Source organism: Bifidobacterium sp. AGR2158, assembly GCF_000424225.1.
In the GTDB taxonomy this organism is placed as follows: Bacteria; Actinomycetota; Actinomycetes; order Actinomycetales; family Bifidobacteriaceae; genus Bifidobacterium; species Bifidobacterium anseris.
The window spans coordinates 138,495-153,576 of record NZ_AUJM01000016.1; the positions used below are offsets into that span (position 1 = coordinate 138,495).

Here is a 15,082-nt window from a genome sequence, read left to right on the forward strand (position 1 = left end):
ATCGCAGGCGGGGGCAATGGCCGCGCTCAGCAATAGCGGCCTATATGGGCACCGATGATATACATGATATACAAGCAACCATGAATCCACGGGGGAAACAATGTGGGTAACCGAAAATGTTGAATTTCCAGATGAACTCGTCAATGCGGCGCTCAACGATGAGCTGGTCCTCTTCGTCGGCTCCGGCGTATCCCTTGACGCTCCCGCCAATCTACCGTCGTATCAGGGACTGGTAAAGCAGCTAGCGGATGAGCAAGACGTAGAGCCGCCAGAGCCCAAGACGCCGCTGGACGGTTTTCTCGGCAAACTCCCCGACAGGAAAAGCGCGCACGAGCGAACGCTGCAAATGATGAGCGCCACCAACGCGAACTGCAACGAAACCCATAAAGCGATCATGCGCGTCGCGAAAGCCATGAAGACGAAGCGCATAGTCACCACCAACTACGACGTTCTCTTGGAAAAAGCCGCAGACTCCCTGTCCATGGATATCGATCGCATCTATCGTGGTCCGGCGTTGCCGCTCGGATCTTCCTTTGACGGCATCGTCCACCTTCACGGTGACATACACAGCAGGCCAGACGAGATCATTCTCGACGATCGGGACTATGCGCAGGCATATCTGCTGGAGTCATGGGCATCCAGATTCCTCGTCGAGATGTTCAGCCACTACTCTGTTCTTTTCATCGGCTATGGGATATCCGACCCCATCATGCGATACCTCACCTTGGGCGGCATCTCACAGGATCATCCTCATTTCGCGCTCTCCGCAGCAGGCGACAAATACAAAGAGGAACACGAGAGTTGGAAAGAACGCAACATCGCCACGATACTGTTCCCATTATCGTCTGATTCATCATACGAAGAGCTTCCCAAGGCACTGAACTCCTTCGCCGATCAGCTGTGCGATGACTATCTGACGAAGAAAAGCCGCATCGAAAGAATTGTCTGCAGCGCACCTGCAACGATCACGCGGGATGACCGTGATTTCCTGATCAGGGCACTGCACACGACCGAAGGCATACAATGCTTCACAAACAACATAACGCGTCAAGATAACGAAAGCATGCAAGAATGGGTGCTCTGGTTATTGGAAGATCCCGCTACATCGCACCCGTTCACCACATCCCAAGCCTTGACCGATGAGGAATTGCTGCTTTGTGGACGAGTCACTGACATCTTGGCATCAGAGAAATATGTAGACACCTTATGTGCACTGCTGATTCAGATTCAGCACACCATCGGCGACCAGTTCTTCAACGGATGTTTCAACCTTCTCATACACGAGTGTGAGAATCTGCAAGGATGGGCAGTGAAGCCACTGACAGTTTTACTGTCATCCAACCCAAGAAAACAGTTAACGCGTGTTTACCACATTCACGTCGAACCGCTTCTTTCGATCAACTTTCCCGCGCATCTTCTATCGCAGTTCATTTTTCCAGTTGCAGTATATCGACAGGAAGCAAATGAAACATATCCCGCTGTTTTCTGGTCAGTAGACGTCAATGACCGACACGAAGATAAGCCGATAAATGATGATTCGGTTTATTTTTCAAATGATTTTATAGAATTCACCGAACACTCTATAAATCAATATTCAAAATACGAAACAATAAATATAACGTCTATTCTGCACAGACCTGCGATAGAAGCGCATGATCAGAATCAACGATATGACGCGACCTCCTCATTCTTCATAGAAGTGCTTCGTGAATATGCCAGATATCACGCGGACGACAATCAGGCCATCGCAGAGCGTTGGTGGAAAAGCGGCACTCCTCTTCTTCAACGTCTATCCATCGCCGCCATCACGGCATCCAACCGCACTGCAGATGCTAAACTCAGCTGGGTTCTAGACAGGAGAATAATCGTTAGCATCAAGCAGCATATGTGGTTATGGCATGAACTCATGTTGCTTCTTCATGCCTCCATATCCAAAGCCTCCTCCGATATACGCGATGCGCTTTTGCAACAGATCCAAAGTATTGGCATTAACGAGACATGTGATGATTCAGATGTTGCCCGCACACAGTACGATATGCTGAATTTCATGCTTAGAGCTTTGCCGGAAAAATCTTGGCAGAAAGCTCATGCCCTCGTAGAACGACTTGCAGACAAATACAATTACATTCCTACAGAAAATCCCGATTTTCTTGTATGGAATTATCCGACTCAGCGGCAGCTGCCACAAGGAATTATGGATGATGAAGCATTTCTGGCAATGCTGCACAATGATCCCTCACATCTTCTTTTGCTTCTTGCCTCGCAAAAAGACCCTTGGATGATCGACAATACATTTTCCTACCAAATCCAGAGATTGGTAAAAGATGACGCTCAAGTCGGATTGACGCTTTGGGATCTTGCGTCGTCAGTCCATGACAAGAACCTACGCCTTCGAGCAGCCGTTCTCAGTGGATGGGCATATCACAAACAATCACCTGCTGATCTGCGTTCAATCGTCACTCGGCTAAATAAGCTTCCTCAAGAGTCTACGGTCTCATTCAACGATATCATTATCCGTCTGATCCACACGCAGATGAAGAAAGCCGATGACGCGATCCCCGAAGATGTACTTGACTGGATGGACGCATTCGCCGTCACACAGTGGACCGAACGGCATGTCTCCTTCGCCGTCCAAAACCGCACCGATTGGGGAAACGATCCAATCACTCTTTCGCTGAACTGCTGGCCAGGCGAGTTGGCATGGTATTGGGTTCATAGAGTTCAATACAGAAAGGAATGCAGCTCATCCGATTGGTCCGGTTTCAACGAAGTCGAACGCAGCGCATTATCCCAACTTGCACAAGCCAAGGGAGATTCGGCGTTCGTCACACATCCTCCGCTGCTTTTCAATATGAATCTTCTTCACGAGCTTGACAACGACTTCACGGAGAAGATCATTCCACAGATGCTTCAAACAGATGACGCCGTCATGGTCTGGAGAGTCATCACACAGTATCATAAGCAGCCCAACCTGCGACTTATGAGGCTCTTCTTCTTTAAGAACCTGCAAAGCGTACTCAAGAAGAGGTTGGACACTGATTCCAGATTTACCGAAGGACTCATGAACATCATATTTCGAGTGCTCAGCGTCCCGGATTTCAATAAAGACGAGAAGAAGCAACTCCTACAAGCTGTAGTAAACGAGCCTAGCCATACAGCAAAGGTCGCTCTGATGGATTACACGGCTCTGCGACTCGAGGACGCCGATCAGAGTATTCGTGATTTAGTATGGGAACGCTGGCTCAGAGACTACATCAACTCTCGTTCCCGGAACATAGGAACGCAATGGAGCAATGAAGAGCGGATCCAGTTCTCCAGACTGATTCCGATGTTGGGAAACCATACCGACGAAGCAACGCAGTTGCTCGCAGATAAGCTTCTTGATTATTCAGATATGGAGACTTACCATATCTACAAAATGCTCGATGTTGACGTCCATATCAGCACAATGGACGAAGACAACATCAAGGCATTGCTGTCTTTCTATTCCCAACTGATACGAATTCCGTCGATTCGCAACAAGATATCCCCTAACGCAATTAGCCGCCTACTCGCCCATTTGAAGGATGCAGCTGCATACAGTGAATATGATGCTTTAGTCCAGACGGCGAAGGACTACGATCTATACTCCATCGACTAAGCGATGCGCGCATTACACCATGTGTAATATCGCCATGATGCAATGCGCACGTTCTTTTCCCACGCCCTGCAGTGCGTAAGAAAAAGCCCCCACCAGCAGAAGCACGATCCCGCGACAGCTCACAGCATGTATTCCTGTATTTTGTCAAATCGGAACCACCCCCACGCAAGCACCATGTCGACCATTCCGTATGACATCATGGCCGCGACCGGGATGCCGACCATATCTTTGAATACGCCCCGCCGCGCCTTTCGGCATCGCGCATCACTAGGACTCATCCCAAACACCGACAAGACCGTCATCCACCATGACGACAGTTACGATGACAGCCTCATGGCACCTTCCGATTCCGTCAGGAGGATCGGACACCCGGAATGCATAACGATCTGCTCTTTTCGCGACAGCTGACATGATAGGACGACCCGTACGACCTCAATTCCACAGAGAAGAAGAGCGCCAATCTTCAGGCATTCCCATTTCTTCAAGCGGTATTTCCGGATAGCGAGATATTAAATCATCTAGTTTCTTCGACCATGAATCCTCATTGATATGCCGAAGGATATGATTCTCTACCGCAAGTACTGCACCAACCTTATGCGAGTTGTCGTTTCTAAGCACATCCCATTCGTTGCCCCACCACTGCGCCGCATGCTTACCTGTACGATGAACAGGAAGAGACGGACCGATCTTCACATCGGCCGAATTCCACAATCTATCGTGATGGGCAACCATATTGCGCACCCTTCGAATCACCTCCAACCATTGAGAGAGCATCTTGTCATTTCCTCCTTCACCACCTGGAAACATGATACCAAGACGTTCCGCTAAGCCTTTCTTAATTTCTTTTGGCGCGCCTTGATAGAAGTATTCCTTGAACGAACCAAAAGACAATGTACCAACAATCATCCAATACGGCGGAAGAGGGTTAGAATAGTTATGACGAAAATGCTGAATATATGGCAACTGTGATTTTAAGAAAGAGTCACGAAGCGTTTTAAGACACTGCAGATGTTGATCGAAACTAAGGTTCGGTAGATTAGCATTGTCGAGAAATCCAAATTCTTTCCCATCTGCTGAGAGCGCACAAGAGAGATAACTCTTGAGGAAAACCTCGATGGAAGCAATTCCTTCAAAAACCAACATGCGCAATTCAGAATCAAAATGATAGCGCTCCAGAACTTTCGGAAAAGTTGTGGACGGCAGAAAAGGAAGCGATCTTTTCCCAACGGCGTTCGCACTAGGTGTCAGAAACGGATACCAATAACCTTTCAGCCGGAAATAACCAATATGCTCAAGCTCTCTCTCAAGTTCCTTAACCGTGACATCTTCGAGCCCATTATCGATCAGTCTCTGCGCAAGATTCCTATAGCTCCTCGCCGCGTGCTCAGGATAAGCAGTAAGATTGTCATGCGACGCCATGTTTCCCCCAAATATAAAAATGCCACCATAGTGTGCACCGATAAACGGGAGGCAGTGGTGGCTTGTAACGATATCTATGTTACAAGTCGAAACACGAGTTGTCAATCGGCAACATTCCGTATATCTAGTACCAGAACGAAATCTCTGCACTAGAGAACCACGCAGCGAATGCTGCGATTGCGGGAAAGTCGATCGGGAACGCCAAGCTCAGTTAGGGCATGGCGTTCCCGATCCCGAAACGCGCAGTATCACTCACGCCCCGTAGCGCGTCAGGTACTCCTCGGCGGCCTTGGCGATCTCGTCGGAGACATACGGCTTGCCGTCGTCGTCGGGCAGTTCGCGGCCGGCGGCGAAGATCTCCTTAACGTTCGCGATCGCGAACACCGGGAAGCCGAACTCGCGTTGCACGTCCTGCACGGCGGAGAGGTCGGAGTCCTTCGTCTTCTCCATGCGGTCGACCGAGAGCACGAGGCCGACGATGTTGACGTCGGCCTGCTCCTTGAGCTTGGGGACGACCTCGCGCACGGCGGTGCCGGCGGTCATCACGTCGTCGACGAGCAGCACGTTCATGCCGTCCTCGAGCGGCTTGCCGACCATCGTGCCGCCGTCGCCGTGGTCCTTCTTCTCCTTGCGGTCGAAGGTGTAGCCGACGGTGACGCCGTAGTTGAGTTCGAGCGCGATCGACGTGGCGACGGCGAGCGGGATGCCCTTGTACGCCGGGCCGAAGATCGTGTCGATGCGGGCGGGAAGCTGCTCGTCGTCGATCTCGGTCTGGATCTTCTCGGCGTAGAACGCGCCGAGCGTCGCGATCTTCCTGCCGTCGTCGAACGCGCCGGCGTTGATGAAGTACGGCGAGCGCCGTCCGGACTTCAACGTGAAGTCGCCGAATTTGAGGGCGTTCGATTCGAGCAGGAACTTGGTGAATCGGTGGTCGAGGGAGTCGAACATCGTGTCTCCTTCCGGAAATTGGTGGTCTGTGGTGTCGTCGTGAGGCGTCTTCAGCGCCAGGTGTCGCCCTTGGCGAGCTTTTCGGTCAGTTCGGGCCTGGAGTCGAGGAGCTCCTCGAGTTCGAGGGCGACGCGGATCGGCGCGGTCGGGTCGTACAGCGCGGCGCCGCCGACCTCGACGGCGTTGGCGCCGGCGTAGAGGTATTCGAGGGCCTTCTCGCCCGAGTCGATGCCGCCGATGCCGATGATCGGGATGTCGGGCAGCGCGGCGCGCACGCGCCACACGCACGCCAGACCCACCGGGAACACGGCCGGACCCGAGACCCCACCCGTGCGGTTCGCGATGATCGGTTCGCCGGTCTTGATGTCGATGCGCATGCCGACGAGCGTGTTGATCATGCTTAAGGCATCGGCGCCGCCCTCGACGGCGGCGCGCGCGATCGCGGCGATGTCGGTGACGTTCGGCGTGAGCTTGACGATCATCGGCTTGTCGGTCATCGGGCGCAGCCGGTCCATGAGCTTGGCCAAAGCGACCGGGTCGGTGCCCACGGACATGCCGCCGTGCGTCACGTTCGGGCAGCTGACGTTGATCTCGAGCATGTCGGCGTCGGAGTCGGCGAGCTTTTCGACGACCTGCGCGTAGTCGTCGTCGCAGTGGCCGGCGACGTTCGCGATGACGGTCGCGCCGAGGTCCTTGAGATACGGCAGGTCGTGCGCGAGGTAATGGTCGACGCCGGGGTTCTGCAGGCCGACGGCGTTGACGGTGGCGGCCGGGCTTTCGGCGGTGCGCACGCCTGGATTGCCGAGCCATTCTACCGGCGAGACGCCCTTCGTCGTGACCGAACCCATCTGGGACACGTCGTAGAACTGTCCGCACGCGTACGCGTTGAAGGTGCCGGAGGCGGTGCCGACCGGGTTCTTCCACGGCACGCCGGCGACGACGGTGCCGTGACGCCATTCGTGCGGAGCGTAGACGCTCGTCGGGGTTTCGTTGAGTTCCTGTTCGATGTTCACGTTGTCGTCCTCGCTCACTTGGCTCACTTGTTGTCCCATCCCAGCTGGTGCGCGGTGAAGACCGGGCCGGCCTCGCACACCTTCTCACGGCCGGCGCGCGTGTCGATCGTGCAGGCGACGCAGGTGCCGTAGCCGCAGCCCATGCGCTGCTCCATGCTCAGCTGCGCATCGACGCCGCGTTTGGATGCCCATTCGGCGACTGCCTTCATCATCGGCGTCGGACCGCATGACAGGATGATCAGCCTGCGGCCGCTCTCCTGCAGGCCGGGCCACAGGCGTTCGAGCAGCGTGAGCACATTGCCTTCCGACTCATCGATGCTGTGCACCTCGTCGGCGTATTTGGCCGCGTACACGTCGGCGAAATGCGCGTCGCGGTAGCCGAGCACGGCGATCGCGCGGCAGTCGTCACGGCCCTGCAGCGCCTGCGCGGCCTCGAGCAGCGGCGGGATGCCCAGTCCCCCGCCGACGAGCAGGTAGTCGGCGTTCGCGCGGATGTCGAACGGCTTGCCCAGCGGCCCGAGCACATCCACCCGGTCGCCGCCCTTGAGATGGGCGAACTCGTCGGTGCCGTAGCCGACGACGGCGAAGATCAGGCTCACGTCGTCGCCATCGACCTCGCTGACGCCGAAGGGTCGCGGCATCAGATGCTGCGGGTTGGCCGAATACAGGTTGACGAACTGCGCGGGCTTGACGTTCTCGGCGATGAACTCGTCGCGGAACGTCAGCCGAATGACGCCGGGCGTCAGTTCACGCACGTCGACGACGTCGACGGTGCGTCTCGTCGGCATGCGGCCGTTCGATACGGCATCCTCCACCGTGTGGGAAAACGCTGTGGTTGGCATGGGTTCCTGTCCCTCTTTCTTGTCTGCTGGTCTCTTCTCTGGATCGTTCTCTTGATTGCTCTTCCTGCGGGGCACGGGACGCGCCGGGCGCGTTCAGGCGAGCGCGACGCGCAACTGGTCGCGCATGTCCTCGGCGGCTCGTCGCGCGTTCGCGGCGACGATCTCGAGCGCGGTCTCGGGCTCGAGGTCCGCGCTGTAGCGCGCGTCGTCGCGCCATGCGCCGATGATGCCGCGCGACGAGTTGACGATTGCGCCGGAGCCGTCATGGTCGAACATGCCGGCGACCGAGGCCGCGGTGCCGCCCTGCGCGCCGTAGCCGGGCACGAGGAAGAAGGTGTGCGGCATGCGCTTGCGCAGCGCGGCGCCCTCCTCGGGGTGCGTGGCGCCGACGACGGCGCCGGTGCGCGCGTAGCCGAAACGGCCGATCGTGCCGGCGCCCCACTGCTCGACGAGGTCGGCGACGTGTTCGTAGACGCGGCCGCCGTCGGCAAGCTCGAGCTCCTGGATCTGCGCGGAGGACGGGTTCGAGGTGCGCACGAGGACGAACAGGTCGCGGTCGGCCTCGTCGGCGGCCTCGACGAACGGCTCGATGCCGTCGGAGCCGAGGTAGGGGTTGACGGTGAGCGCGTCCTCATGCCACACGTCGGCGCCGTCGAAGCCGGTGAGGTGCTTCGCGTAGGCGGCGGCCGTCGAGCCGATGTCGCCTCGTTTGACGTCGCCGATCACGTACAGGCCCTGCTGGCGCGCGTACTGGCAGGTCATCGTGTAGCAGTCGACGCCGGCGGGGCCGAGCGCCTCGTACATCGCGATCTGCGGCTTGACGGCGGGCACGATGTCGGCGACCGCGTCGATGATCGCGCGGTTGAACTCGAAGTACGCGGCCGCCGCGCCCGTCGCGGCGAGGTTGTCGTCGTCGTCCTCGACGTATTCGTCGGCTTCGAGACGGTAGGCGTCCATGACCTGGGCGGGCACGAGCGCCGGCGTGGGATCGAGTCCCACGACGCTCGGGTTCTGCTTGGCTTCGATGGCTTCGATGAGGCGGTCCATCCTGCTCCTTGGGATTGTGGTTCTGCGGTGTCGGATTCTACGGTTCTACGGTTCTACGGTGCTGCGATTGCGCGGGAGTCGCCGCCCCGCTCAGGCGAGCGCGTCGAGGCAGCTCGAGGCCAGACGCGACCCGATGATCGTCGCATACGGCCTGCCGGTGACCTCCCAGCCGTCGAACGGCGTGTTGCGCGCCTTCGAGCGGAACTCGTCCGCCCGGATCGTCCACGCGTCGTCGAGGCCGAGGATGACGAGGTCGTTGCGTTCGGGATGTTCGCTCGCGCCCAGATCGAGCGTGCGTTTCGTCGCGCACTTCGCGCCCGTGTTGAGCAGCGCGGCGATGTCAGTCGCGTGCCTGCCCATGAGCGAGGCCGGGTTGACGGACATCAGTTCGATGAGCCGTTCGTCGCTGATCCAGCCGCCGTCGACGAGGACGGTGTGGCACACGGCGAACGCGCATTCGAGGCCGATGATGCCGTTGGGCGCGTCGAGGAAGCCGAGCGCCTTCTCGTCGGCGGTGTGCGGGGCGTGGTCGGTGGCGATCATGTCGACGGTGCCGTCGGCGATCGCGGCGATCGTGGCCTGACGGTCGCGTTCGCTCCTCAGCGGCGGGTTCATCTTCGCGCGCGTGCCGTACTTGAGCAGCGCCTCATCGCTCAAAGCCAGATAGTGCGGCGCCGTCTCGCAGGTGATTGGCAGCCCTTCGGCCTTGGCGCGCCGGATCGCCTCGAAGCTGATCGCCGTGCTCACATGCTGGAAGTGCACGTGCACGCCGGTGGAACGCACCAGATCGATGTCGCGCTGCACGATCGCCAGCTCGGTGTCCTCGGGGATGCCGGGCACACCGAGCTTCTCGGAGACCGGCCCCTCGTTGACGGCGCCGACGTCGTGGTGCTCGCAGTGCTCGATCAGGTACAGCCCCGTCTCCTTGACGTTGGCGAACACGTCGCGCAGCACCGGCGTCGGCACGGCCGAGCCGTCGTCGCTCATCGCCGTGACCGGATGCGCGATCTGCGCCGGGTCCTTCTCGTCGTCGTTGCCGGGCATGTACCACGCCCAGTCCTTCGGCTCGGTCGGCTCCTTGCCCTCGCGGCCCTTCGTCGCGCACACGCACAGCTCGTAGCGCACCGGCAGCGTCACGTCGTGGATGCGCTCGTAGTGCTGCAGGTAGTCGATGACGTTGTCGCAGCCGGCCTTGAGGATCTCGTCGGCGCCCGGCTCCCCCGCCGTGACGATCTGGCCGTCCATCGCCGGCACCGTGTTCGGCATGATGAGCACGTTCGTGTAGCCGCCCGCGGCCGCCGCTGCGCAGCCGGTGACCATCGTCTCCTTGTGCGTCTGGCCCGGATCGCGGAAGTGCACGTGCGGGTCCTCGAGGCCCGGCGCCACCGTCAGCCGGGAGGCGTCGACGGCCACGTCGCGTCCTTCGTCAGGCACGATCAGGTCGATGCGTTCGCCGGTGTCCCACACGCGGATGTCCCTGAAGGTGATCGCCATCAGAACTCGGCCTCCTCGTCGCAGTAGCGGCAGCGGTACACGTCGCCGTCGGCGCGGTCGAGGTAGAAGACCTGGTCGACGCCCGGCTCGGTCGTCGTCACGCAGCGCGGGTTGACGCAGGTGATGACGTTGACGACGCGTTCGGGCAGCGTCGGCGTCTTCTTGTCGACGATGCGGCCGCCGCGGATGATGTCGACGGTCGCCGAACGCGCCACGAGGCCGAGCACGTCGAGGTCGATCGCCGTGTCCGCGTCCTCGATCTTGATGATGTCCTTCGTGCCGTAGCGGCGCGAATCGGTGTTCATGATCAGCGCGAGCTTCGTCGCGGACGGGTTGATGCGCAGGTATTCGAGCACCTTGAGCGCCGTGCCGGCCGGCACGTGGTCGATGATGATGCCGTCCTGGATGCTGGTGACCTCCATCAGGCCATGACCTCCTTGTTCTCGTACGCGTCGAAGCCGGGCAGTTCGTCGCCGAGCACCGAGCTTTCCAACGCCATGCGCATGAGCATGCCGTTCCTGACCTGTTCGAAGTAGGCGGCGCGCGGGTCGTCGTCCACCTCCTTGGCGATCTCGTTGACGCGCGGCAGCGGATGCAGCACCGCCATGTCCGGCTTCGCCTTCACGAGCTTCGCCTCGTCGAGGATGTACGTGTCGCGCAGGCGCAGGTAATCGTCCTCGTTGAAGAAGCGTTCCTTCTGCACGCGCGTCATGTACAGCGCGTCGAGGTCGCCGATGACCTCGCTCAGGTCGCTGACCTCGACGTACGAGCAGCTGTCGGTCGCGTTGATGCGGTTGAGCACGTACTGCGGGGTGCGCAGCTCCTTCGGGGAGATGAGCACGAAGCGCACGTCGCCGAAGCGGCACAGCGTCTCGATGAGCGAATGCACGGTGCGTCCGAAGGTCAGGTCGCCGCACAGGCCGATCGTCAGATGGTTGACGCGGCCGAACCGCGAGCGCAGCGTCGCGAGGTCGGCGAGCGTCTGCGTGGGATGCATGTGGCCGCCGTCGCCGGCGTTGATGACGGGCACACAGGCGGCGTCGGCGGCGACGAGCGCGGCGCCTTCCTTGGGGTGGCGGATCGCGACGACGTCGACGTAGTTGGAGACGGTCTTGAGCGTGTCGGCGATCGATTCGCCCTTGGTGACGGAGGCGAGCTGGGCGCCGGCGAAGCCGATGACTTTGCCGCCCAGACGCAGCATCGCCGTTTCGAAGCTCAGGCGCGTGCGCGTACTCGGCTCATAAAACAAAGTGGCCAGCACCCTGCCGTCGCAGGTGTGCGCCACTTGGGTGCGGTGCGCGTCGATGTAGCGCGCCTTGTCGAGCAGTTCGCGGATCTGGGCGATGGACAGGTCGTCCAATGTGATGACGCTTCTCCCGACCATTGAAGTGGCGGGTGCGGTGTGTGCTTCGCTAGCCAATGACTCACCTTTCTGACCGAATGTGAAGGTGGTCACCGAAGTGACCTATCCAACTATAACCGCACCCGCCTATTGGCGCGACGCGCGTCGGTCGCGAGCGCGCCGCACGCCTCTCCTTCGTCACTGTTCGACGCCGTAGAACAGCCGTTCGCACACCTCGCGACTGCGGCGCATCTGGGCGAGGATGTCGTTTTCGAAGCGCTGGCCGTGGTTCGCGTCGTAGCCGAGGTAGACGGCGATGCCGCCGAGCGAGTACATGTCGGCCGGCAGGACGTCGGCCTGCGCGGCGCGTCCGCTCCACAGGTAGTTGCCGTTGCGCGCGTCGGTGCACATCTGCCACGCCTCGCCGAGGATGCGCGCGTCCTCCTCGTTGAGGTGGCCGTCGGCGACGAGCGCGTCGAGCGCCTCGGTCGTCGAGTTGACGCGCAGCGCCTTGTCGTCGTGCGCGTGCCGCAGCTGCAGCAGCTGCACGGTCCATTCGACGTCGCTCAGGCCTCCCTTGCCGAGTTTGAGGTGGCGTTCACGGCGCACGCCGCGCGGCAGGCGTTCGGCCTCCATGCGCGCCTTGAGGCGGCGGATCTCGCCGATCTCCTCGTCGGTGAGGTCGCGGTCCGGATAGCGCAGCGGGTCGGCGATGTTCGTCAGGAAATCGTCGGCGAGCGTCATGTCGCCGGCGGCGGCGCGGGCGCGCAGCAGCGCCTGGCGTTCCCATGTGCTCGACCAGGAGCGGTAGTACTCCTCGCATGAGGCGTAGGAGCGCACGAGCGGGCCGTTCTTGCCTTCGGGGCGCAGGTCCATGTCAAGTTCGATCTTCGGTTCGAGGCTGACGGGGCCCTGCATGAGCATGCGCAGCCGCTCCTGCACCTTGCGCGCGAAGCGGTTGGCGGTCGCGTCGTCGGCGCCGGCGGCGGGACGGTAGATGACGATAACGTCGGCGTCGGAGCTGAAGTTGACCTCGCGGCCGCCGTAGCGGCCCATCGCGATGATCGCGATCGCGGCGGGCGCCTGCGCGGCGCCGTCCTCGCGCATCTGGGCGGCGACGGACCAGCGCAGCGCGGCGTCGAGGATCGCGTCGTACACGTCGGTCATGCCCGTGAGCATCTCGGGCGCCTCGATGACGCCGCTCATCCATCCCAGGCCGATGCGCTCGATCTCGTGGCGGCGCAGCGCGCGCAGCGCCGTGGCCGCCTCGCGTTCCGAATGCGAATGGCGGTCGATGATCGCCGCGCACTGCGTGTCGAGGCTCGCGCGCGGACGCGCGTGCAGCTTCACGTCGTCGCCGAGCCACGTGATCGATTCGAGTGACTTGTTGAGCGCGTCACCCAGATAGCGGGAGTTGGACAGCACGTGGCACAGGCGCCTCGCCGCGGACGGCGAGTCGCGCAGGAAGCCGAGGTATTCGTGTTCGCCGCCGAAGCGTTCCTCGAGGGTGCGCCAGTACAGCAGGCCCATGTCCGGGTTCTGCCCCTCGCCCAGCCAGCGCAGCACGGCGGGCAGCAGGATGCGGTTGATCTTCGCGGCGCGCGTGACGCCGTCGGTCAGCGCGCGCACATGGCGCAGCGCGGCGGCCGGGTCGGCGAATCCGATCGCCTCGTAGCGTTCGAGCGTCGCCTGCTCGCTCAGTTCGACCGTCTCGTCGGGGCTCGTCGCCGAGATTGGCAGCATCGGCCGGTAGTAGATGTCGTTGTGCAGGCGGCGCACCTCGCGGCGCGTCTCGTCGTACTGGTCGACGAGCTGTTCGGGCAGCATGTGGAAGACGCGCGCCAGACGGTGCATCTCGGGGCTTTGGTTGAGTTCGTCGGGGTCGATCGCGCGTTTGCGTTCGAGGCCGCCGACGTTGCCGGGCCCGAGGTCGGGAAACAGGTGGGTGCGTTTGAGCATCCACATCTGCTGGCGGTGTTCGAGGACGCGTTCGAAACGGTAGTCCCAGCGCAGCGCCTTCGCCTGCGGGCGTGAGACGTAGCCGCCGTCGGAAAGCGCCTGAAGCGTGTCGAGCGTGGGACGCACGCGCAGCGACGGGTCGGTGCGGCCGTGCACGAGCTGCAGCATCTGCACGGTGAACTCGACGTCGCGCAGGCCGCCGCGGCCGAGCTTGATCTCGCGGTCCTTGAGCGGCGCGGCGATGAGATCCTCGACGCGTTCGCGCATGCGCTGGCAGTCGTTGACGAAGTTGTCGCGTCGGGCGGCCGACCAGACGAACCCCGCTGCCATCGCCTCGTAGTCGGCGCCGAGCACGGCGTCGCCGGCGACGGCGCGCGCCTTGAGCAGCGCCTGGAACTCCCAGTTCTGCGCCCACTGCTCGTAGTAGGCGCGATGCGCCTCGAGACGGCGCACGAGCGGGCCGTCCTTGCCTTCAGGACGCAGCGCCCCGTCGATCTGCCACAGCGGCTGTTCGGCCACGCCGGCCACGACGGACTGGCACACGCGCTGCAGCGTCGTCGCGATCTTCGTGCCGATGCGCGTGAGCGTCGTGTTGTCGGTCGCCTCGTCGGCAGGTTCGACGACGTAGATGAGGTCGACGTCGGAGACGTAGTTGAGTTCGCGAGCGCCGAGCTTGCCCATGCCGATGACGGCGAAGCGCACATGCTCGGAGCCGGCCACCTCGCGTCTGGCGATCGCGAGCGCCCCCTCGAGCGCCGCGTCGGCCAGGTCGGACAGTTCGGCGCTGATCTTCGGCTGGATCTCGATCGGGTCGCCGGCGGTCACGTCCTGCGCCATGATCGCGGCGAGCTGTTCGCGGTAGTCGGCGCGCAATGCGCCTGCCGCCTCGGCGAGCTCCTTGCCTGCAGTCGGGGTCGTGCCCTCAGGGTCGGCGCCGACGGCGTCGAGGATGCGCGCGCGGCGGGACTCGCGCGTGACGATCGCCGTGTCGCGCGGCGGCGTGACGGCGGCGCGCACGAGGTCGGGGCGGAAGCGCATGAGCGTGCCCATTGCGTTCGAGGCGCCGAGCACGCCGATCAGCCGCGTCATCTGCGCCTCGTCGGCGACGATCGACGACAGCGGTTCGCCGCGCTCGTCGAGCGCGCGGCGGATGTCGACGAGGTTCGCGAGCGCCGTGTCCGGGTCGTCGCATTCGGCGAGCTGGCCGAGCAGCACGGCGACGGCGCGCCCGTCGTCGGGGCCGGCCAGGTCGCTAAGCAGCTGCTTCGCCCGGCTGATGTGCTGCAGTCCGGCGTGGATGACGTCGCGTGTGGGGATGTTCGTCGGTGTGCCTTGTTCCATGGGTCCAATCTACCCGCGCTGGATGACGCTTCGGGCG

General features: G+C 61.3%; 10 protein-coding genes. 1 reads left to right on the top strand and 9 read right to left on the bottom strand.

Annotated features, from left to right (window positions below):
* Positions 1-100 precede the first annotated feature (100 nt).
* A complete protein-coding gene (locus G606_RS0106995) occupies positions 101-3,640 on the top strand; it encodes an SIR2 family protein (protein ID WP_026645362.1) in 3,540 nt (1,179 codons plus the stop codon).
* 432 nt (positions 3,641-4,072) lie between these two features.
* Here the strand turns inward: G606_RS0106995 and G606_RS10975 are convergent, their stop codons facing one another.
* From G606_RS10975 to G606_RS0107040, 9 genes are all read right to left on the bottom strand, one after another.
* Positions 4,073-5,059 carry an Abi family protein gene (locus G606_RS10975; protein ID WP_081664104.1) on the bottom strand — a complete coding sequence of 329 codons (987 nt, stop codon included), beginning with the start codon at positions 5,057-5,059 and terminating at the stop codon, positions 4,073-4,075.
* Between the two features lie 252 nt (positions 5,060-5,311).
* Positions 5,312-6,007 (bottom strand): orotate phosphoribosyltransferase, encoded by a 696-nt coding sequence (gene pyrE, locus G606_RS0107005; protein ID WP_026645363.1) that lies wholly within the window; start codon positions 6,005-6,007, stop codon positions 5,312-5,314.
* Positions 6,008-6,057: 50 nt separating this feature from the next.
* The gene (locus G606_RS0107010) at positions 6,058-7,020 is read right to left on the bottom strand and encodes a dihydroorotate dehydrogenase (protein WP_034523928.1); all 963 of its coding nucleotides are present in this window, start codon (positions 7,018-7,020) and stop codon (positions 6,058-6,060) included.
* A 23-nt stretch (positions 7,021-7,043) separates the two neighbouring features.
* Positions 7,044-7,862, bottom strand: a complete 819-nt coding sequence (locus tag G606_RS0107015) for a dihydroorotate dehydrogenase electron transfer subunit (RefSeq protein WP_026645365.1) — start codon at positions 7,860-7,862, stop codon at positions 7,044-7,046.
* A 93-nt stretch (positions 7,863-7,955) separates the two neighbouring features.
* Positions 7,956-8,909, bottom strand: coding sequence for an orotidine-5'-phosphate decarboxylase (gene pyrF / locus G606_RS0107020; protein WP_026645366.1), 954 nt, complete (start codon positions 8,907-8,909; stop codon positions 7,956-7,958).
* A gap of 90 nt (positions 8,910-8,999) precedes the next feature.
* Entirely contained in the window at positions 9,000-10,403 is a 1,404-nt protein-coding gene (locus G606_RS0107025) for a dihydroorotase (RefSeq protein ID WP_026645367.1), read from the bottom strand.
* Positions 10,403-10,825: an aspartate carbamoyltransferase regulatory subunit gene (locus tag G606_RS0107030; protein WP_026645368.1), complete on the bottom strand. Its 423-nt coding sequence runs from the start codon at positions 10,823-10,825 to the stop codon at positions 10,403-10,405. Before G606_RS0107030 ends, G606_RS0107025 begins: the two co-directional genes overlap by 1 nt.
* Positions 10,825-11,787, bottom strand: a complete 963-nt coding sequence (pyrB, locus tag G606_RS0107035) for an aspartate carbamoyltransferase (RefSeq protein ID WP_026645369.1) — start codon at positions 11,785-11,787, stop codon at positions 10,825-10,827. The genes G606_RS0107030 and pyrB overlap by 1 nt, the downstream gene beginning before the upstream one ends.
* A gap of 156 nt (positions 11,788-11,943) precedes the next feature.
* The gene (locus tag G606_RS0107040; RefSeq protein WP_026645370.1) at positions 11,944-15,045 is read right to left on the bottom strand and encodes a bifunctional [glutamine synthetase] adenylyltransferase/[glutamine synthetase]-adenylyl-L-tyrosine phosphorylase; all 3,102 of its coding nucleotides are present in this window, start codon (positions 15,043-15,045) and stop codon (positions 11,944-11,946) included.
* Positions 15,046-15,082: the final 37 nt, after the last annotated feature.